We start from the raw sequence: 19101 nt of genomic DNA, 5'->3' as shown, positions 1-19101 counted from the left end.
AACGGTTGTGCGCTTAGGGAAGGGGTGGGGATTTCCGCAGCGGAGGGCCACTTGCTCAGGCCGGACAGCGACATCAGGGCCGCCTTGGTTACGCCGCAGGGGTTGCAGCGGGGTTTGCCCTGGCTGGTTGCGCTGGCCGCGCTGTGCCTGGCGCTGGCGGCTGCGGCCCCGACCGGGCCGGTCCGGCTGGGGCTGACGACCGGCGGGCTGGCGGTTCTGCTGGTTGCGGCGGGCCTTGGCGGGGTGATGCGCCGGGGCCGGCGGGCCGCCGGGCGGCTGGCCGGGCAGTTGACGATGCTGGTCGGCGGTGATGCCGCGCCCTGTTTCTCGACCGATGATCTGGGCCAGATCCTGTTCCGCAATGCGGCCGCCATCGCCCGTTTTGGCGAAAACACCGCCCCCACGCTGGTGGGCGTGCTGCATGAACAGTTCGCCTCGCCCTCGGCCGTGCTGTTCCGCCTGCAGACCCGGGCCGCCAACACCGGCGCGGCGCGGGAAGACGTGGTGACCCGGCGCGGCCATCTGCGGCTGTCGGTGCACAGGTTGGGCGAGGGCCGATTCCTTTGGCGGCTTGAGGAATTCCAGGACCGCACCCCCGCCGGCCGCGGGGCCGAGGGGTTGAGCCTGCCGATGGTGGTGGCCAATCGCAACGGCGTGGTGTTGTTCTCGAACGAGGCGATGCGGCGGCTGCTGGGCGAACGCCCCAAGCGGCTGGACCGCATCTTCCTGCACTCCCGGTTCCAGACCGGGGAAGAGGTGACGGTTCACACCCCCGACGGCCAGATCCGCGCCATCGTGGCCGAGGTTGAGGGGGTGGGCGACCGGCGCGAGATCTTTCTGGTGCCCGCCCCGGCGCGAACGGCCGAAACCGTCAGCGCCGATTTCGAATCGGTGCCGGTGGCGCTGATGACCTTTGGCCCGGACGGGGCGTTGCGCACCGCCAACCGCGCTGCGCGCGATCTGCTGGGCGGCGGCCCGCTGACCGGCCTGTCCTTCCACGATCTGTTCGAAGACCTGGGCCGCCCGGTGAACGACTGGCTGCTGGACGTGATCGCGGAACGCCTGCCCGCGGGGGCCGAGGTGCTGCGCCTGCGCCGCGCCGGGGACGAGGCCTTTGCCCAGGTGCAGTTGCGCCGCATCGTCGAACAGGGCCGCAGCGGGGCGCTGGCGATCCTGTCGGATGCCACCGCGCTGAAGAAGCTGGAGGCGCAGTTCAACCAGAGCCAGAAGATGCAGGCGATCGGCCAGCTTGCGGGCGGGATCGCGCATGATTTCAACAATCTGCTGACGGCGATTTCGGGCCATTGCGACCTGTTGCTGTTGCGGCATGACCGCGAGGACGGCGATTTCGCCGACCTTGAACAGATTCGGCAGAACGCCAACCGCGCTGCGGCGCTGGTCAGCCAGTTGCTGGCCTTTTCCCGCAAGCAGACGCTGAAACCCGAACGGCTGGACCTGCAGGATCTGCTGGCCGACCTGACCCATCTGCTGAAGCGGTTACTGGGGGAAAAGATCCTGCTGCGGTTTTCGCATGATCCGCTGCTGGGGCCGATCCGCGCCGACCGGCGACGGCTGGAACAGGTGCTGATGAACCTGGTGGTCAACGCCCGCGATGCCATGCCCGATGGCGGCACGATCCGCATCGAGACCGAGGCGCTGGCGCTGACCGAACCCTTGCTGCGCGACAAGGCCACGGTGCCGGCGGGCGAATATTCGGTGATCCGGGTCAGCGATACAGGCTGCGGCATCGCGCCCGACAAGATCGACAAGATCTTTGAACCCTTCTTCACCACCAAGCGGGTGGGCGAGGGGACGGGGCTTGGCCTGTCCACCGTCTATGGCATCGTCAAGCAATCGGGCGGCTATGTCTTCGTGCAGTCCGAACCCGGGCAGGGCACGCGGTTCGATCTGCTGTTCCCGGTGCATGACCTGGCCGGGGGTGACCATGACACCGCGCCCGCGCCCCCCGCCGAAACGCCGCCGCGTCTGACACTGCGCAAGGATGCCGGTGTGGTTCTGCTGGTTGAGGATGAGGCGCCGGTGCGCGCCTTCGCCAGCCGCGCCCTGCGGCTGCGCGGCTATACCGTGCTGGAGGCGGAAAACGCCGAGGACGCGCTGAAAACGCTGGAAGACCCCGCGGTCGATGTGGATGTCTTCGTTACCGATGTGGTGATGCCGGGGCTGGACGGGCCGACCTGGGTGCGGCGCGCGCTGGAGGACCGGCCGGGGGTGAAGGTGGTCTTTGTCTCGGGCTATGCCGAGGATTGCCTGAGTGAAGATCAGGCCCGCATCCCGAATTCGGTCTTCCTGCCAAAGCCGTTTTCCCTGACCGACCTGACCACCACGGTGCAGAACCAGATCGCCTGACCGGGAGGCGGCCCGGTGGAAACGGAAGTCAGGGCGTCAGGCTGGCGTAAAGCGCGAAGTCATCGGCCGCCACCTCATGCAGCAGGGCCTCGGTCTCGGACGAAAGCTCTGTCGCGCGGGAGGGCGAGACGTTCAGCCGCGGCAGGATGATTTCGCATCCCAGCCGGTCTTCAAGAAAATGCACGAAACTGTCGATGTCTTCATAGCGGAACAGCCGGCTGACCCCTTCGCCCTGGCGCGGCTTCAGGAACCGCGCCTGCGAGCCGACATCGGCAAAGGCGGGGCGCGGGGTGCTGCACCAGCCGCGCACGAAGTCATCGAAACTCATCCCGGCGGTGCTTTTCGCCGGATCGGTCTGGTCGGGCCGGCTGCGGAAGCGATACCAGGACGACAGCCAGTCCCGCGGTTCGCGCATCATGGCGACGACGGTCCAGTCGGCCTTGGAGGCGGCTTCCAGATAGGGGCCGAAGAACCGGCGGAAGCGGTGCACGGTGGTGTGTTTCAGCACGGGCGGCCGCTGGATCGACACCGAGGCCAGCGATTCGAGCGCGGAGGCAATGGCCGTGGACCCGGTTTTCGGCGTGGCCAGAAAGACCAGCCGCTGTTCCCAGAATACCAGCATTCCAACCCCTTTTTTCTTCCCATGGGCGCCCCGGACCCCGGTTTGCGTGCGCGGCGTAAACTATCCTTTAACGAAAACGGGCAAAAGCTGGATTCGCGAGAATTTGGTTGAAATGTTCCTGTTTTGATCCCATAAGAACGGGAACACTTTGGGAACATGTGTCGGGATTGCCGCCCCGGGGTGGCTATGGAATAAGGGAGACAAGAATGTCGGCGGCCAATCTATTCGACCTTGGGAGCAAACGGGACATGGACAAGCAGAAGGCGCTGGAAAGCGCGCTGCAACAGATCGAACGGCAGTTCGGCAAGGGCTCGATCATGCGCCTTGGCACCAACAGCCCGGCGATGGACATCGAAGCCACCTCGACCGGCAGCCTGGGCCTGGACATTGCCCTGGGGATCGGCGGCCTGCCGAAAGGCCGGATCGTGGAAATCTACGGCCCGGAAAGCAGCGGCAAGACCACGCTGACCCTGCATGTGGTGGCCGAGGAACAGAAGAAGGGCGGCGTCTGCGCCTTTGTCGATGCCGAACACGCGCTGGACCCGCAATATGCCAAGAAGCTGGGCGTCAACCTGGACGAACTGCTGATCAGCCAGCCCGACACCGGCGAACAGGCGCTGGAGATCGTGGATACGCTGGTGCGCAGCGGCGCGGTCAGCCTGATCGTGGTCGACTCGGTCGCCGCGCTGACGCCCAAGGCGGAACTGGAAGGCGACATGGGCGACGCCACGGTGGGCGCCCAGGCCCGGCTGATGAGCCAGGCGATGCGCAAGCTGACCGCCAGCATCGGCCGCACCAACTGCATGGTGATCTTCATCAACCAGATCCGCATGAAGATTGGCGTGATGTTCGGCAGCCCCGAAACCACCACCGGCGGCAATGCGCTGAAGTTCTACGCCAGCGTGCGGCTGGACATCCGTCGCATCGGCGCCATCAAGGACCGTGAAGAGGTGGTCGGCAACACCACCCGCGTCAAGGTGGTGAAGAACAAGGTGGCCCCGCCGTTCAAGCAGGTGGAATTCGACATCATGTATGGCGAAGGCATCTCGAAGATGGGCGAGCTGGTCGACATCGGCGTCAAGGCCGGGGTCGTGGAAAAGTCGGGCGCCTGGTATTCCTTCAAGGATGAGCGCATCGGTCAGGGCCGCGAGAATGCCAAGACCTTCCTGCGGGCCAACCCCGCCATGGCGGCCGAGATCGAGGACAAGATCCGCGCCGCGAACGGGCTGGATTTCACCCTTGTCGACGGCCCCGAGGACGGGGATGCCGTCGAGGCGTGACCGTCTGCAAGGCGACCAGAGGTCAGGGGCCGGAGGGGCAACCTCCGGCCCTTTTTCATGGTGCGGCCGGTCGCGGCCCGGCGCATCCCCCGTGGACAGGGAAGCCTGCCGCCGCTACATGGGGGCCAATGCAGGAAACACCCTGAAAGGCCCGGCCCATGGCGTCGCTGAACGACATCCGTTCCACCTATCTCGACTTTTTCGAAAAGAACGGCCACCGGGTCGTGGACAGCTCTCCGCTGGTGCCGCGGAACGACCCGACGCTGATGTTCACCAACAGCGGCATGGTGCAGTTCAAGAACCTGTTCACCGGGACCGAGCACCGCGATTACAAGCGCGCCACCACCGCGCAGAAATGCGTGCGGGCCGGCGGCAAGCACAATGACCTGGACAATGTCGGCTATACGGCGCGGCACCATACGTTCTTTGAAATGCTGGGGAACTTTTCCTTTGGCGACTATTTCAAGGAAACCGCCATCCCGCTGGCCTGGGAACTGCTGACCAAGGGTTTTGGCCTGGACCCCAAGCGCCTGCTGGTCACCGTCTATCACACCGATGAAGAGGCGGCGAACCTGTGGAAAAAGATGGCCGGCCTGTCGGATGACAAGATCATCCGCATCGCCACGAGCGACAATTTCTGGATGATGGGCCCGACCGGCCCCTGCGGCCCCTGCACGGAAATCTTTTACGACCACGGCCCCCATATCTGGGGCGGCCCGCCCGGCAGCGCGGAAGAGGACGGCGACCGTTTCATCGAGATCTGGAACAACGTCTTCATGCAATACGAACAGTTCGAGGACGGCAGCCGCCGCGAGCTGGACGCGAAGTCGATCGACACCGGCATGGGGCTGGAGCGGATCGGCGCGCTGTTGCAGGGCAAGCACGACAATTACGACACCGACCTGATGCGCAGCCTGATCGAGGCCAGCGCCAATGCCACCAGCAGCGACCCGGACGGCCCCGGCAAGACCAGCCACCGGGTGATTGCCGACCACCTGCGGTCAACCAGCTTCCTGATTGCCGATGGCGTGATGCCGTCGAACGAAGGGCGCGGCTATGTGCTGCGCCGCATCATGCGCCGCGCCATGCGTCATGCGCATATGCTGGGCGCGCAAGACCCGGTGATGTTCAAGCTGGTGCCGGCGCTGGTGCGCCAGATGGGCGCGGCCTACCCGGAGCTGAGCCGGGCGCAGGCGCTTATCGAGGAAACGCTGAAGCTGGAAGAGACCAAGTTCAAGCAGACGCTGGACCGCGGGCTGCGGCTTCTGGACGATGAACTGTCCCGGCTGCCCGAGGGCGCCGATCTGCCGGGTGGGGCGGCGTTCAAGCTGTATGACACCTATGGCTTCCCGCTGGACCTGACGCAGGATGCGCTGCGTGAACAGGGCCGGGCGGTGGATGTGGCGGGCTTCGATGCCGCCATGGCCGAACAGAAGGCCAAGGCGCGCGCCGCCTGGTCCGGTTCGGGCGAGGCCAAGGATGCCAAGATCTGGTTCGAACTGGCCGAGGACCGCGGCACGACCGAATTCCTGGGCTATGAGACCGAAACCGCCGAAGGTGTGGTGCTGGCGCTGGTGCGCGACGGGGCCGAAATCGGCAGCGCCGCCACGGGCGAGGCGGTGCAGGTCGTGGTCAACCAGACGCCGTTCTATGCCGAATCCGGCGGGCAGGTGGGCGACACCGGCCTGATCCGCACCGACACCGGCATGATCGAGGTGACTGACACGAAAAAGGCCGCGGGGGTGTTCATCCACATCGGCCGCGTGACCGAAGGCAGCGTTGCCAAGGGCCAGCCCGCCAAGCTGGAGGTGGGCCATGGCCGCCGCAGCGCCATTCGGGCCAACCATTCGGCCACCCACCTGCTGCACGAGGCGCTGCGCCGCGCGCTTGGTGACCATGTGGCGCAGAAGGGCAGTCTGAACGCGCCGGACCGTCTGCGGTTCGACTTTTCGCACAGCCATGCGCTGACGGCGGCGGAACAGGCGCAGGTCGAGGCCGAGGTGAACGCCTTTGTCCGGCAGAACGCCCCGGTCGAGACGCGCATCATGACGCCCGACGATGCCCGCGCCATCGGAGCGCAGGCGCTGTTCGGCGAAAAATACGGCGACGAGGTGCGCGTCGTGTCGATGGGCCTGCTGGACGGGTCGGGCAAGGGGGCCGAGGGCCGCACCTACAGCCTGGAACTGTGCGGCGGCACGCATGTGGCGCGCACGGGCGACATTGGCGCCTTCGTTCTGCTGGGCGACAGCGCGTCGTCCGCCGGCGTGCGCCGGGTCGAGGCGCTGACGGGCGAGGCCGCGCTGGCGCATCTGCGCGCGCAGGATGCCCGGCTGGCCGAGATTGCCGCCGTGCTGAAGGCCCCGGCGACCGAGGTGGTTGATCGCGTCAAGGCGCTGTTCGACGAACGCCGCGCGCTGCAGAACGAAGTGGCGCAACTGCGCCGCGATCTGGCGATGGGCGGCAGCTCTGGCGGGCCTGAGGTCAAGGAAGTTAACGGAATCAAGCTGATCGCGCAGGTTCTTCAAGGGGTTTCCGGCAAGGATCTGCCCGCGCTGGTGGATGAGATGAAGGCGCGCATCGGCAGCGGTGCGGTTCTTCTGATCGCCGATACCGGCGCGAAGCCGGCGGTTGCGGCCGGCGTCACCGCCGATCTGACCGGCCGGCTGTCCGCCGTGACGCTGGTCAAGGCGGCGGCCGAGGCGTTGGGGGGCAAGGGTGGCGGGGGCCGTCCTGATATGGCGCAGGCGGGCGGGGCTGACATTGCCCTGGCCGATGCCGCCATCGCCGCCGCCGAAGCCGTGATCGGAGGGTAAGCCGATGCCGACCGCATTCTGGATTGCCCATGTCCACGTGACCGACGCCGAGGCCTATGGCCGCTATGCCAAGGGCGCGACCGAGGCGATTGCCGCGCATGGCGGCGTGTTCCTGGCCCGGGGCGGGCGCTATGTGCAGCTTGAAGGGAACGACCGCAGCCGCAATGTGGTGGCGCGGTTTCCCAGCCTTGAGGCGGCGGTTGAGTGCTACAACTCGCCCGCCTATCAGGCCGCGCTGGAACATGCCAAAGGGGCGGCCGTCCGCGACCTGGTGGTGGTGGAAGCCGCCGATTGACACGAATTATTGCCGAAAGTTTCGCCGTTCGGCGGGAAATCGCGGCAATTTGTGTGCAAGCCCGGAATTCCGTTGCTTAACGGACGGCGCGGACTCTGTTACTGTTCCGTCATGAGGTAAGACCCCGGCACGCGACAAGGCCCGCCAAAGGGCCGCGCCGTCGGGTCCGGGCGGAAGGGTGTTGAACATGTGTCGTTGGGCGGCCTATTCGGGCAAGCCGATCTTTCTGGAAGATATCGTGTCCCGGCCGGGGCACAGCCTGATCCACCAGTCGCATTGCGCCACGCAATGCCACACGGCGATCAACGCCGACGGGTTCGGGGTGGCCTGGTATGGCGAACGGCCCGAGCCCGGCCTTTACCGCGACGTGATGCCGGCCTGGAGCGACCCGAACCTGCGCAGCCTGACCGCGCAGGTGAAATCGGGGCTGTTTCTGGCGCATGTCCGCGCCTCGACCGGATCGGCCACCAGCCGCAACAACTGTCATCCCTTCGTGCATGGCCGCTGGTCGTTCATGCACAACGGGCAGGTGGGCGGTTATGACGCCATCCGCCGCGATTCCGACATGCTGATCCCCGAGGATCTGTATCGCCACCGCAAGGGCGCCACCGACAGCGAGGCGCTGTTCCTGATCGCGGTGGCCGAAGGGCTGGACGATGATCCGCGCGGGGCGCTGGAACGGGCCGCCGCGCGGCTGATCACGCTGGCCCGCGCCAAGGGGGCCGCGCCGCATCTGCGGATGACCGCCGCGCTGTCGGATGGCCAGCAGCTTTATGCCGTGCGCTATGCGACCGACGATCTGGCGCCGTCGCTGTATTACCGCTGGTCCGACACCCGCGGCGGCATGGCCGTGGTTTCCGAACCGCTGGAAAGCGGCGAAGGCGGCTGGACAGAGGTGCCCGCCGCCTCGTTCTGCACCTTCGACGGGGCCAGCGTGCAGGTCGAGGAGTTCCGTCCCTGCCGTCTGGCCGTCGCCGCCTGAGATCAGGAGCGGTTCATCGGGCAGGTCGAAATCCCGACGATGCTGTAAAGCGGGCAGGTGCCCAGAAGGCCGGTCAGCAGCGGCACGATGCCGATGAGTTTGGCATAGTGCCAGACGCCGCTTCCGTTATCGACGAAGAACCAGAGCAGCAGGGCGGCGCCCAGCATGATGCGCAGAATCTTGTCGATGCCGCCGACATTGTTTTTCAGCATGTTGCGTGTCCTTGTCCGGGTGCCGGGCAAAACCCCGGCCTGACACAAGGGTAACAGGCGGAGCAGGCGCGGTCTGTGATCAGGTCACACAGCCGCCGCAACGCCGCGCAGGGCCGGGGCATCGGTCAGCCGGACCTGCCCGCGGTCGGTTTCCACCCAGCCCTGACGCTGGAATGCTTCAAGCCGCCGCGAGACCACCTCGCGCGCCGATCCGATGCGGGCGGCCAGTTCCGCCTGCGTGGCCGCCACCACATTGCCCTGCGCCAGTTCCAGAAGTGCTGCCGCCAGCCGCGCCTCGATCCGGCCGAAGGCTACCCGTTCCAGCAGATGCGTCACATCGGCCATGCGGCGGCCGAAGGCGCGCAGGACAAAGCGGCGGAAGCCGGGTTCCTGATCCATCAGCCGTTCGAACAGCGCGGCCGGGATCATCACCGCGCGGCTGTCCTCGGCCACCAGCGCCTCGCCGCTGTAATCTTCGCCCCCGGTCAGGCCCAGCGTGGTTTGCACGCAGCTTTGGCCTGGGTCGACCGCGTAAAGCAGGATCTCGCGCCCGCTGGCGCCGGTCAGGAACACCTCGACCCGGCCCGACAGCAGGATCAGAAAGCCCTGCGGCCGGTCGCCGGGGCGGAACAGCACCGCGCCTTTCGGCAGCGGCATTTCATGCAGATGTGCCAGCTCGCGCTGTGCTGGCGCCGACAGCGCCCCGATGTCCGAAACCCAGCTCATGCGCCCAGTGTGGGCAGACGGGCCGCGATGGCAACCGCAAAGCGCCGCCCTGCGCCGAAATGACAGGGGGCGGCCCGGCGGGCCGCCCCCTTGCGAAACGCGGTCGGGACCGGATCAGTCCAGCGCCTTGAAGTTCAGGCTGGCGCCTTCCTTGATGCCGCTGAACCAGCGCGCGGTGACGGTCTTGGTCTTGGTGTAGAACCGGAAGGCATCGGGGCCATACTGGTTCAGGTCGCCGAAGGCCGACCGTTTCCAGCCGCCGAAGCTGAAATAGGACAGCGGCACCGGGATGGGGAAGTTGATCCCGACCATGCCCACGTTGACGCGCGAGGCGAAATCGCGGGCCGTGTCGCCATCGGCGGTGAAGATCGCGGTGCCGTTGCCGTATTCGTTGTCCATCACCAGCTTCAGCGCGTCGTCATAGGTCTTGGCGCGGACCTGGGTCAGCACCGGGCCGAAGATTTCCTGCTTGTAGATCTCCATGTCAGCCGTGACGTTGTCGAACAGCGACGGGCCGACGAAGAAGCCGTTTTCATAGCCTTGCAGCTTGAAGCCGCGGCCATCGACCACCAACTTCGCGCCCTGGTCCACGCCGCTGTTGATCAGGCCAAGGATGCGGTCTTGCGACGCCTTGGTGATGACCGGGCCGAAATCGACATCCTCGCCCGCGGTATAGGGGCCGACCTTCAGCTTCTCGATCCGCGGCACCAGCCGTTCGATCAGCGCATCGGCGGTCTTTTCGCCCACCGGCACCGCGACCGAGATCGCCATGCAGCGTTCGCCCGCCGCGCCGAAGCCCGCGCCCACCAGCGCATCCGCCGCCTTGTCCAGATCGGCATCGGGCATGATGATCATGTGGTTCTTGGCACCGCCGAAGCATTGCGCCCGTTTGCCGTTGGTCGCGGCGCGGCCATAGATGTATTGCGCGATCGGGGTCGAGCCGACGAAGCCGATGCCCTGGATGACCGGATGGTCCAGCAGGCCATCGACCACCGCCTTGTCACCGTTGACGACCTGCAGGACGCCATCGGGAAGGCCGGCCTCTTGCAGCAGTTGCGCCAACAGAAGCGAGGTGGAGGGCACCCGTTCCGAGGGTTTCAGGATCATGGCATTGCCGGCCGACAGGGCCGGGGCCATTTTCCACAGCGGGATCATCGCCGGGAAGTTGAAGGGGGTGATGCCGGCGACCACGCCCAGCGGTTGGCGCATGGCGTAAAGGTCGATGCCGGGGCCGGCGCTGTCCATGTATTCGCCCTTGAGCATGGCGGGCGCGCCCATGCAGACCTCGACCACCTCAAGCCCGCGCTGCACGTCGCCGCGGGCGTCGGGCAGGGTCTTGCCATGTTCGCGGCTGACCAGTTCGGCCAGCTTGTCCATGTTGGCGTTGATCAGCGCGCCGAAGGCCATCATCACCCGGGCGCGGCGCTGCGGGTTGGTGGCGGCCCAGGCCACCTGGGCCTTGGCTGCCTCGGCAATGGCGTGGTCCAGTTCGGCGTCCGAGGCGAGGGCCACCTTCGCCTGCACTTCGCCGGTGGCGGGGTTGAACACTTCGGCAAAGCGGCCCGAGGTGCCCTTTACCAGCTTGCCGTTGATCCAGTGACCGATTTCCTGCATCGGAAGCCTCCCATATCTGTCTGCCCTGTTCTACTATTGCGGAAACGCCAGACAAAGCGGCAATGTTCCAAACAGGTTTTGCAATTTCGCAATGGTGGCCGGGATGGACTGGGATGATCTGCGGGTGTTCCTTGCGGTGGCGCGCAGCGAAAGCCTGTCGGGTGCCGGGCGGGGGCTGAAGATCGACCCGGCGACGGTGGGGCGGCGGATTTCGCGGCTGGAAGATGCCGTGGGTGCGGCGCTGTTCGCGAAGTCACCGCAGGGCTATGCGCTGACCGAGGCGGGGGCGCGGCTGATTCCCCATGCCGAACGTGCGGAAGGGGCGGCGCTGGCGGCGCGCGAATCCCTGTCCGGCCCGGAAGGGCTGACCGGGCTGATCCGGCTTGGCGCGCCGGACGGCTGCGCGAACTATCTGCTGCCGGGGGTGCTGGCCCGCATCTGCGATGCCAACCCCGGGCTTGAAATCCAGCTTGTCGCCCTGCCGCGCGTCTTCAACCTGTCGAAGCGCGAGGCCGACATGGCCATCGCCGTGTCGCGCCCCGAGGCGGGGCGGCTGACCGTGCAGAAGCTGACGGACTATCACCTGTCTCTGGCCAGCAGCCGCGACTGGCTGGCCGCGCATCCGATCACCGGCCCGCAAGACCTGCGGGCGCATCCCTTTGTCGGCTACATCCCCGACATGATCTTCGACAAGGAACTGGACTATCTGGCCGAGATCGGTGCGCCCCCGGCGCGGCTGGCGTCGAACTCGGTCTCGGTGCAACTGAACTTTCTGCGGCGCGGGGCAGGGATCGGCGTGGTGCATGACTTTGCCCTGTCCGCCGCGCCGGAACTGGTGCGCGTGCTGCCCGACCATATCCGCCTGACCCGCAGCTTCTGGCTGATCCGCCATGCCGACGACACCCGCGTCGCGCGCCTGGGCCGGTTTGCCGACCTGCTGCTGCGCGAGGCGCGGGCGGAAATGGTGTATCTTGAATCCATCGCTTGACAGGCCGGCCCCGCTGCCCTGACCCTTGACCCGAAGACCACGGGGAAGGGGGGCCACCCATGCTTGTCAGCCAGATACTCAGATCCAAGACGCAGGGCGGGGTGATCACCGTCGCGCCGGGCAGCAGCCTGGCCGAGGCGGCGCAGGTCTTGTCCGAGCGCAAGATCGGGGCGGTCATCGTGTCCGAAGACGGCCGTCACGCCGTTGGCATCCTGTCGGAGCGCGACATCGTGCGCGAACTGGGCAGGCGCGGTGCGGCCTGCCTGAGCGACAAGGTGGATGCGGTGATGACCTCGCGGCTGATCTCTTGCGAAAGCACGGACCGGGCGCGCGACGTGTTGCAGAAGATGACCGATGGCCGCTTCCGCCATATGCCCGTGGTCGAGGGGGGCGTGATGGTCGGGATGATCTCGATCGGGGACGTGGTGAAGGCGCGGCTGGAAGAGCTGCACGCGCAGAAGGATGCGCTGGAGGGCATGATCAAGGGGTTCTGACGCGCGCCCTGCTGCAGTGCGGCGGTTTTGGCCTTGCGAAAGCCGCCGCAATCATATTCTCGTGACCGGCGGAAGCAGGGACCAGACGGAGAGCCTTCCATGCGCATCGGCCTTTACCCGGGCACCTTCGATCCGGTCACTCTTGGACATGTCGACATCATCCAGCGCGCGATGGCACTGGTGGACCGGCTGGTGATCGGGGTGGCGATCAACCGCGACAAGGGCCCGCTATTCAACCTGGATGAACGGGTGGCCATGGTTCAGGCCGAATGTGCCGAGATCGTGGCGCGCACCGGCGGCGAGATTGTCGTGCATCCGTTCGAAAACCTGCTGATCGACTGCGCCCGCGATGTGGGGGCCGGGATCATCATTCGCGGCCTGCGGGCGGTGGCGGATTTCGAATATGAATTCCAGATGGTCGGCATGAACCGCGCCCTCGACAATACGGTCGAGACGGTCTTCCTGATGGCCGATGCCCGGCGGCAGGCCATTGCGTCCAAGCTGGTGAAGGAAATCGCCCGGCTGGGCGGCGATGTCTCGCGCTTCGTTCCGCCGGCGGTCCATTCGGCGCTGAAGCGCAAGTTCGCCTGAAACGAAAAAGGGGGCCCCTGGCCCCCGATCATCGCGCCGCGACGAAGTTCGCGGCCTCCGCCTTGATCTTCGCGGTCAGCCGCGGCCGTAGACAGCGGTCCAGGCGATGCGGTCGGCGTCGCCGGGGTAGATGTCCAGATCCAGCGCCACATCCAGCGGCATCCGGGCGATTTCATCGCGGGTCTGGCGATAGAGCGCCCGCTTGCGCGCGGCGTCCTTCAGGTTTTCAATCATCGTCAACATGGTCATTCCTTTCTGCGGCGTCTGCTTTTTCTTCCGCATGTCCCCTAAATGGGGCAATCGGATAGCGCTAACAAGGCGTCTTGCTGCAGCGCAGCATTGCGTCTGGCGCATAGCCGCGAAAGGAAAAGGGCGCCCGGGGGCGCCCTTCGTTATCAGCCTGTGACGGCCGCTCAGATCAGCTTGCCCATGGCCACGGCGGTATCGGACATGCGGTTCGAGAAGCCCCATTCATTGTCATACCACGACAGGACCGAGCACAGCGTGCCGTCCATCACCTTGGTCTGGTCCATGTGGAAGACCGACGAGTGGGGGTCGTGGTTGAAGTCCATGCTGACGTTCTTGGCGGTGGTATAGCCCAGGATGCCCTTCAGCGGCCCGTCGGCGGCGGCCTTGATGGCGGCGTTGATCTCTTCCACGGTGGTGGCGCGCTTGGCGATGAACTTCAGGTCCACCACGCTGACGTTGGGCGTCGGCACCCGGATGGCGAAACCGTCCAGCTTGCCCTTCAGGTCGGGCAGGACCAGACCCACGGCCTTGGCGGCGCCGGTCGAGGTGGGGATCATGTTCAGCGCCGCAGCGCGGGCTCGATACAGATCCTTGTGCATGGTGTCCAGCGTGGGCTGGTCGCCGGTGTAGCTGTGGATCGTGGTCATCATGCCCTTTTCGATGCCGATGGCCTCATTCAGGACCTTGGCAAAGGGCGACAGGCAGTTGGTGGTGCAGGACGCGTTCGACACGACCAGATCGTCCTTGGTCAGCGTGTCGTGGTTCACGCCGTAAACGATGGTCTTGTCCGCGCCATCGCCCGGGGCCGAGATCAGCACCCGCTTCGAGCCGTTTTCAAGATGCGGCAGGCACTTCTCTTTCGAAGTGAAGATGCCGGTGCATTCCATCACGATGTCCACGTCGCCCCAGGGCAACTCGGCCGGGTTGCGCAGCGCGGTTACCCGCATCCGGCCGCGACCGACATCAATCCAGTCATCGCCGGTGGTCACCGTGGCGGGAAACCGGCCATGGACCGAATCAAAGCGCAGAAGGTGCGCGTTGGTCTCGACCGGGCCCAGATCGTTGATCGCGACCACCTCGATGTCGGTGCGGCCCGATTCGATGATTGCGCGCAGCACATTGCGCCCGATGCGGCCGAAACCGTTGATGGCGACCTTCACAGCCATGTCCATTCCTCCTGAAACCAGCGGGCATTTGCCCTGCCATTGCTCAGAACCGCACTTCCGGCCGGATTGCAACCGTCTCTCGCGCCGTTAGCGCCAGAACACCACATGATCCAGCAGGACAAGGAACTTGCGCGCCAGAAACAGCAGCGTGGCGCCGCCGGTCAGCGCCAGATCGGCCAGCCCGAAGGCGACAAGAAGGATCACAAGATACAGCGCCAGTCTTTCCGTCACAAAACACCCCTGCGGCCGTGATCCGCGTTGACGGGGCAACCATAGTCGATGCCGGCAGGGGGGTGAAGGGCGGGGCAGGGAGCGCGCGGGAGCAGGCCGACGCCGCCTTTGCCAAGGGGCCGCGTCTGCGCTATCTCGACCCTACCTTGGACGGAGCGGGTGATGAGCGGACTTCTGGCGCTGTTGGACGATGTGGCGGCCATTGCCAAGGTGGCGGCGGCCTCGGTGGACGATGTGGCGGCGGCGGCGGCCAAGGCCGGGGCCAAGGCCGCGGGCGTGGTGATCGACGATGCCGCGGTGACGCCGAAATATGTGCACGGCTTTTCGGCCGACCGGGAACTGCCGATCATCCGCCGCATCGCCACCGGATCGCTGAAGAACAAGCTGATCTTCCTGCTGCCGGGCCTTCTGGCGCTGGATTACTTCCTGCCGCAGGCCATCACGCCGCTTCTGATGATGGGCGGGGCCTATCTGTGCTTTGAAGGGGCGGAAAAGCTGGTTCACGCCTTTGCGCCCCATGCCGATGCCGAGGTGGCCGAAGATTTCGACACCCGCGATCCGGCGCATCTGGAAGAGGCCAAGGTGGCCGGGGCGATCAAGACCGATTTCATCCTGTCGGCCGAGATCATGACCATCGCGCTGGCCACCATCGAAAGCCCGTCCTTCGCCATGCGCGCGATCACGCTGGCGATCGTGGGCACGCTGATCACCGTTGCGGTCTATGGCGCGGTGGCGCTGATCGTGAAGATGGATGACATCGGCCTTCACATGGCCGCCAACCGCCGCACCCGCGCCGCGCGGGCCTTTGGCCGGGGGCTGGTGCTGGCGATGCCGAAGGTCATGGCCTTCCTGTCCACCGTGGGCACGGCGGCGATGCTGTGGGTGGGCGGCAATATCGTGATCCACGGGCTTGAGGTCACGCATCTGTGGCCCGCGCCCTATGAGGCGATCCACCATATCGCCGAAACGGCGGCCCATGCGGTGCCGGCGGCGCCGGGGGTGGTGGCCTGGGTGGTGACCGCGGCGCTGGATGGCGTTTGCGGGCTGATCCTGGGGCTGGCGCTGATTCCGCCGGTGACCCGGGTCATCGGCCCGCTCTGGGCGAAGCTGACCGGATCACAGGGCGCGGCGCATTAGCCGCGCCGCAGCACCGTTGCGGAATAGATCGCCAGCGCCGCCCAGATGAAGCCGAAGGCCACCATCTTGGTCTGGCTGAAGGGTTCGCCGAACACGAAGACAGCCGTCAGGAAGATCATCGTGGGCGAGACATATTGCATGATGGCGATGGTCGAGAGCCGCAACCGCTTGGCGCCGTTGGCATAAAGCATCAGCGGTGCCGCCGTGATGATGCCGCAGCCCAGCAGGAGCCAGGTATCGCGCGGCACGCCTTGCAGGAAATGCCCACCCCCGGCCACCAGCAGCCAGCCGGCATAGGCCAGGCCGAAGGGCAGCAGGATCAGCACCTCAAGCGCGAAGCCCTGGTTCGGCCCGATGGGCAGGCGTTTCTTGAAATAGGCGTAGAAGCCCCAGGTCAGCGTCAGGGCCAGCGCCACCATCGGCAGGCGACCGGCTTCCCATGTCAGGATGGCCACGGCGATGGCCGTGCAGGCAATGGCCAGCCATTGCACGCCCTTGAGCCGTTCCCCCAGCAGCACCGAGCCCAGCAGGATCGAGAAGAGCGGGTTGATGTAATAGCCCAGCGCCGCATCCAGCGCATGACCCGAGCCGATGGCCCAGACATAGATGCCCCAGTTGACGCTGATCAGCGCCGCGGTGATGACGCCCATCGCCAGCATCCGGGGCGTGCGCAGCGCGGTGCGCAGGTCGGCCGTGCGGCCCAGCCAGACCAGCAGCCCCAGCGCCACCGGCACCGACCAGATCACCCGATGGGCGATCACCTCGATCGGCGGCACATTCGCAAGGGCCTTCATGTAAAGCGGCAGGAACCCCCACAGCACATAGGCCGAGAGGGCGAAGAAAAAGCCCGACAGGCTGTCTTCATTGCGGGGGGGAAGGCTATCTGACATGCCGCACCTCTAGCCAAGCCTGGGCCAGCGCGCCACGGCGAACTTGTGTCCGATACACTTGGTTTCAGCGGGGCAGATCCCAGCCGGGCGGGGCCAGCGTGAAGCCTTCGAAGCGGAAGCCGGGGCTGACGGTGCAGGAGACCAGCGTATAGGCGCCGGTGGATTCCGCGGCCTGCCAGTGCCCGGCGGGCACCACGATCTGCGGGCTTTCGCCGGCCAGAACGTCCGGCCCCAGCCGGTGCGCGTGGGCGCGCGTCTCGCCCATTGACAGCAGCAGCGGGCTGCCGGCGTGCCAGAGCCAGATTTCATCGGCATCGACCCGATGCCAGTGGCTGCGCTCGCCCGCCTGCAACAGGAACAGGATCGCGGTGCCGCTGGCCCGGCCCGCCACCTGCGGTCCGCGCCAGGTTTCGCGATACCAGCCGCCTTCGGGATGGAGCTGCAACCCCAGCCGTTCGATGATCCGCGCGGCGCTCATGCCTCGCGCCACTCGCCGGGGCCAAGGCCGTCCAGCGTCCAGTCGCCGACGCGCCAGCGGATCAGCCGCAGCGTGGGGTGGCCGACGGCGGCGGTCATCCGGCGGACCTGCCGGTTGCGGCCTTCGCGGATGGTCAGTTCCAGCCAGCAATCGGCCACGGTCTGACGCACGCGGATCGGCGGATTGCGCGGCCAGAGCCAGGCCGGCGCATCCACCAGCCGGGCCCGGGCGGGCAGGGTCAGCCCGTCCTTGAGCATCACCCCCGACGACAGCCCGGCCAGCGAGGCCGCATCGGGCACCCCTTCGACCTGGGCGTAATAGGTCTTTTCGGTCTTGTGTTTCGGATCGGCGATCCGTTCCTGAAGCCGGCCGTTGTCGGTCAGCACCAGAAGCCCCTCGCTGTCACGGTCCAGCCGCCCGGCGGGATAGACATCGCGCACCGGCACCACATCGGCCAGCGTGGCGCGGCCCTCGCCATCGGTGAACTGGCAGAGCATGTCATAGGGTTTGTTCAGCAGGATGATACGGGTCATGCGCCAGCGTTACCCCAAGCGGGGGCAGGGCGAAAGGCTTGCCGGCCCGAATGAAAAACGGGCGCCCGAAGGCGCCCGCCGGATTTGGTCTGCGGATCGGCCCGGCCTTAGCCGCGCAGGATGCTGCGGCCGGCGTATTCGGCGGTTTCGCCCAGCATTTCCTCGATGCGGATCAACTGGTTGTATTTCGCCAGCCGGTCCGAGCGCGCAAGGCTGCCGGTCTTGATCTGGCCGCAGTTGGTGGCCACCGCCAGATCGGCGATGGTCGCATCCTCGGTTTCGCCCGAACGGTGGCTCATCACATTGGTGTAGCGCGCGCGGTGGGCCATTTCGACGGCTTCCAGCGTTTCGGTCAGGGTGCCGATCTGGTTGACCTTGACCAGCATGGAATTGGCCACGCCGCGCGAGATGCCTTCCGCCAGACGGCGGGGGTTGGTCACGAACAGGTCGTCGCCCACCAGTTGCACCTTGCCGCCCAGCTTGTCGGTCAGCAGCTTCCAGCCTTCCCAGTCGTCTTCCGAGCAGCCGTCCTCGATCGACAGGATCGGATAGTCGGCCACCAGCTTGGCCAGATAGGCGACGTTCTGGGTCGGCGTCAGGGTTTTCTTTTCACCGGAAAGCACATAGGCGCCGTCCTTGAAGTATTCGGTCGCGGCGCAATCCAGCGCAAGGAAGATGTCTTCGCCGGGGGTGTAGCCGGCTTTTTCAATGGCCTTCAGGATGAAGTCCAGCGCGGCGCGTGCCGATTTCAGGTTCGGGGCAAAGCCGCCCTCATCGCCGATCCCGGTCGAGAGGCCGGCCGCCGACAGTTCCTTCTTGAGGGTGTGGAACACTTCCGACCCCATGCGGACGGCATCGCGGATATTGTCCGCGCCGACCGGCATGATCATGAATTCCTGAATGTCGATCGGATTGTCGGCATGGGCGCCGCCGTTGATGATGTTCATCATCGGCACCGGCAGGACGCGGGCCGAGGTGCCGCCGACATAGCGGTAAAGCGGCTGCGACGAATATTCGGCCGCCGCCTTGGCCACTGCCAGCGACACGCCCAGAATGGCGTTGGCGCCCAGACGGCCCTTGTTCGGGGTGCCGTCCATCTCGATCATGGTGCGGTCGATGCCGATCTGTTCGGTGGCGTCATAGCCGACCAGTTCCTCGGCGATTTCGCCGTTCACGGCGGCCACCGCTTCCAGCACGCCCTTGCCCATGTAGCGGGCCTTGTCGCCGTCGCGGCGTTCCACCGCCTCATGCGCGCCGGTCGAGGCGCCCGAGGGCACCGCCGCGCGGCCCATGGCGCCGCTTTCCAGGATCACGTCCACCTCGACGGTCGGGTTGCCCCGGCTGTCCAGAATTTCACGGGCATGGATGTCGATGATGGTACTCATTGGGATGCTCCCTCGGGCCGCGATGATGCTTGCACCCGCCCTTTAGCC

At 66.3% G+C, this 19101-nt stretch carries 20 protein-coding genes; 9 read left to right on the top strand and 11 right to left on the bottom strand.

Annotation, left to right across the window (positions count from 1 at the left end):
• The first annotated feature begins 114 nt into the window (after positions 1-114).
• Positions 115-2367: a hybrid sensor histidine kinase/response regulator gene (locus B6K69_RS02380; protein WP_228156788.1), complete on the top strand. Its 2253-nt coding sequence runs from the start codon at positions 115-117 to the stop codon at positions 2365-2367.
• A gap of 28 nt (positions 2368-2395) precedes the next feature.
• On the opposite strand, the gene B6K69_RS02375 is transcribed toward B6K69_RS02380, so the two are convergent.
• On the bottom strand, positions 2396-2989 hold the full coding sequence (locus B6K69_RS02375; protein ID WP_108642634.1) for a hypothetical protein: 594 nt from the start codon (positions 2987-2989) through the stop codon (positions 2396-2398).
• Between the two features lie 206 nt (positions 2990-3195).
• Here B6K69_RS02375 and recA point away from each other — a divergent pair, with 206 nt between their 5' ends.
• The 4 genes from recA to B6K69_RS02355 all read left to right on the top strand — a co-directional run bounded on the left by recA (position 3196) and on the right by B6K69_RS02355 (position 8359).
• Entirely contained in the window at positions 3196-4269 is a 1074-nt protein-coding gene (gene recA, locus B6K69_RS02370; RefSeq protein ID WP_107674380.1) for a recombinase RecA, read from the top strand.
• A gap of 158 nt (positions 4270-4427) precedes the next feature.
• On the top strand, positions 4428-7082 hold the full coding sequence (gene alaS, locus B6K69_RS02365; RefSeq protein WP_108642633.1) for an alanine--tRNA ligase: 2655 nt from the start codon (positions 4428-4430) through the stop codon (positions 7080-7082).
• Positions 7083-7086: 4 nt separating this feature from the next.
• Positions 7087-7377 carry a DUF1330 domain-containing protein gene (locus B6K69_RS02360; RefSeq protein ID WP_107674382.1) on the top strand — a complete coding sequence of 97 codons (291 nt, stop codon included), beginning with the start codon at positions 7087-7089 and terminating at the stop codon, positions 7375-7377.
• 187 nt (positions 7378-7564) lie between these two features.
• Positions 7565-8359 carry a class II glutamine amidotransferase gene (locus B6K69_RS02355; protein WP_108642632.1) on the top strand — a complete coding sequence of 265 codons (795 nt, stop codon included), beginning with the start codon at positions 7565-7567 and terminating at the stop codon, positions 8357-8359.
• Between the two features lie 2 nt (positions 8360-8361).
• Here the strand turns inward: B6K69_RS02355 and B6K69_RS02350 are convergent, their stop codons facing one another.
• The 3 genes from B6K69_RS02350 to B6K69_RS02340 all read right to left on the bottom strand — a co-directional run bounded on the left by B6K69_RS02350 (position 8362) and on the right by B6K69_RS02340 (position 10911).
• Positions 8362-8571: a YgaP family membrane protein gene (locus B6K69_RS02350; protein ID WP_108642631.1), complete on the bottom strand. Its 210-nt coding sequence runs from the start codon at positions 8569-8571 to the stop codon at positions 8362-8364.
• An 84-nt stretch (positions 8572-8655) separates the two neighbouring features.
• Positions 8656-9297, bottom strand: coding sequence for a Crp/Fnr family transcriptional regulator (locus B6K69_RS02345; RefSeq protein ID WP_108642630.1), 642 nt, complete (start codon positions 9295-9297; stop codon positions 8656-8658).
• 114 nt (positions 9298-9411) lie between these two features.
• On the bottom strand, positions 9412-10911 hold the full coding sequence (locus B6K69_RS02340) for a CoA-acylating methylmalonate-semialdehyde dehydrogenase (protein WP_108642629.1): 1500 nt from the start codon (positions 10909-10911) through the stop codon (positions 9412-9414).
• A 103-nt stretch (positions 10912-11014) separates the two neighbouring features.
• Between B6K69_RS02340 and B6K69_RS02335 the strand changes: the two genes are divergently transcribed.
• From B6K69_RS02335 to coaD, 3 genes are all read left to right on the top strand, one after another.
• Complete coding sequence (locus B6K69_RS02335) at positions 11015-11899, top strand: LysR family transcriptional regulator (protein ID WP_108644740.1); 885 nt, start codon at positions 11015-11017, stop codon at positions 11897-11899.
• 59 nt (positions 11900-11958) lie between these two features.
• Positions 11959-12393, top strand: coding sequence for a CBS domain-containing protein (locus tag B6K69_RS02330; RefSeq protein WP_107674387.1), 435 nt, complete (start codon positions 11959-11961; stop codon positions 12391-12393).
• 99 nt (positions 12394-12492) lie between these two features.
• Complete coding sequence (gene coaD / locus B6K69_RS02325) at positions 12493-12984, top strand: pantetheine-phosphate adenylyltransferase (protein ID WP_108642628.1); 492 nt, start codon at positions 12493-12495, stop codon at positions 12982-12984.
• Positions 12985-13059: 75 nt separating this feature from the next.
• Here coaD and B6K69_RS18100 read toward each other — a convergent pair whose 3' ends face one another.
• The 3 genes from B6K69_RS18100 to B6K69_RS02310 all read right to left on the bottom strand — a co-directional run bounded on the left by B6K69_RS18100 (position 13060) and on the right by B6K69_RS02310 (position 14630).
• The gene (locus tag B6K69_RS18100; RefSeq protein ID WP_164681840.1) at positions 13060-13233 is read right to left on the bottom strand and encodes a hypothetical protein; all 174 of its coding nucleotides are present in this window, start codon (positions 13231-13233) and stop codon (positions 13060-13062) included.
• Between the two features lie 164 nt (positions 13234-13397).
• A complete protein-coding gene (gap, locus tag B6K69_RS02315) occupies positions 13398-14399 on the bottom strand; it encodes a type I glyceraldehyde-3-phosphate dehydrogenase (protein WP_108644739.1) in 1002 nt (333 codons plus the stop codon).
• Positions 14400-14486: 87 nt separating this feature from the next.
• Positions 14487-14630 carry a glyceraldehyde-3-phosphate dehydrogenase gene (locus tag B6K69_RS02310; RefSeq protein WP_107674390.1) on the bottom strand — a complete coding sequence of 48 codons (144 nt, stop codon included), beginning with the start codon at positions 14628-14630 and terminating at the stop codon, positions 14487-14489.
• 162 nt (positions 14631-14792) lie between these two features.
• Between B6K69_RS02310 and B6K69_RS02305 the strand changes: the two genes are divergently transcribed.
• Positions 14793-15767, top strand: a complete 975-nt coding sequence (locus B6K69_RS02305) for a DUF808 domain-containing protein (protein ID WP_108642627.1) — start codon at positions 14793-14795, stop codon at positions 15765-15767.
• Here the strand turns inward: B6K69_RS02305 and rarD are convergent.
• The 4 genes from rarD to eno form a co-directional block, all read right to left on the bottom strand.
• A complete protein-coding gene (gene rarD / locus B6K69_RS02300) occupies positions 15764-16657 on the bottom strand; it encodes an EamA family transporter RarD (RefSeq protein WP_108642626.1) in 894 nt (297 codons plus the stop codon). The two genes, B6K69_RS02305 and rarD, sit on opposite strands and share 4 nt — an antisense overlap.
• A gap of 64 nt (positions 16658-16721) precedes the next feature.
• Positions 16722-17135 carry a cupin domain-containing protein gene (locus B6K69_RS02295; protein ID WP_108642625.1) on the bottom strand — a complete coding sequence of 138 codons (414 nt, stop codon included), beginning with the start codon at positions 17133-17135 and terminating at the stop codon, positions 16722-16724.
• A complete protein-coding gene (locus B6K69_RS02290) occupies positions 17132-17668 on the bottom strand; it encodes a pseudouridine synthase (RefSeq protein WP_108642624.1) in 537 nt (178 codons plus the stop codon). Before B6K69_RS02290 ends, B6K69_RS02295 begins: the two co-directional genes overlap by 4 nt.
• Positions 17669-17775: 107 nt before the next feature.
• The gene (gene eno, locus B6K69_RS02285) at positions 17776-19053 is read right to left on the bottom strand and encodes a phosphopyruvate hydratase (RefSeq protein ID WP_107674871.1); all 1278 of its coding nucleotides are present in this window, start codon (positions 19051-19053) and stop codon (positions 17776-17778) included.
• Between the last annotated feature and the right edge of the window lie 48 nt (positions 19054-19101).

The sequence above is a fragment of the Pseudogemmobacter blasticus genome (assembly GCF_003071405.1).
GTDB classification, from domain to species: Bacteria; Pseudomonadota; Alphaproteobacteria; order Rhodobacterales; family Rhodobacteraceae; genus Pseudogemmobacter; species Pseudogemmobacter blasticus.
Note: the sequence above shows the minus strand (reverse complement) of the source record. Positions and strands in the feature narration are given on the sequence as shown.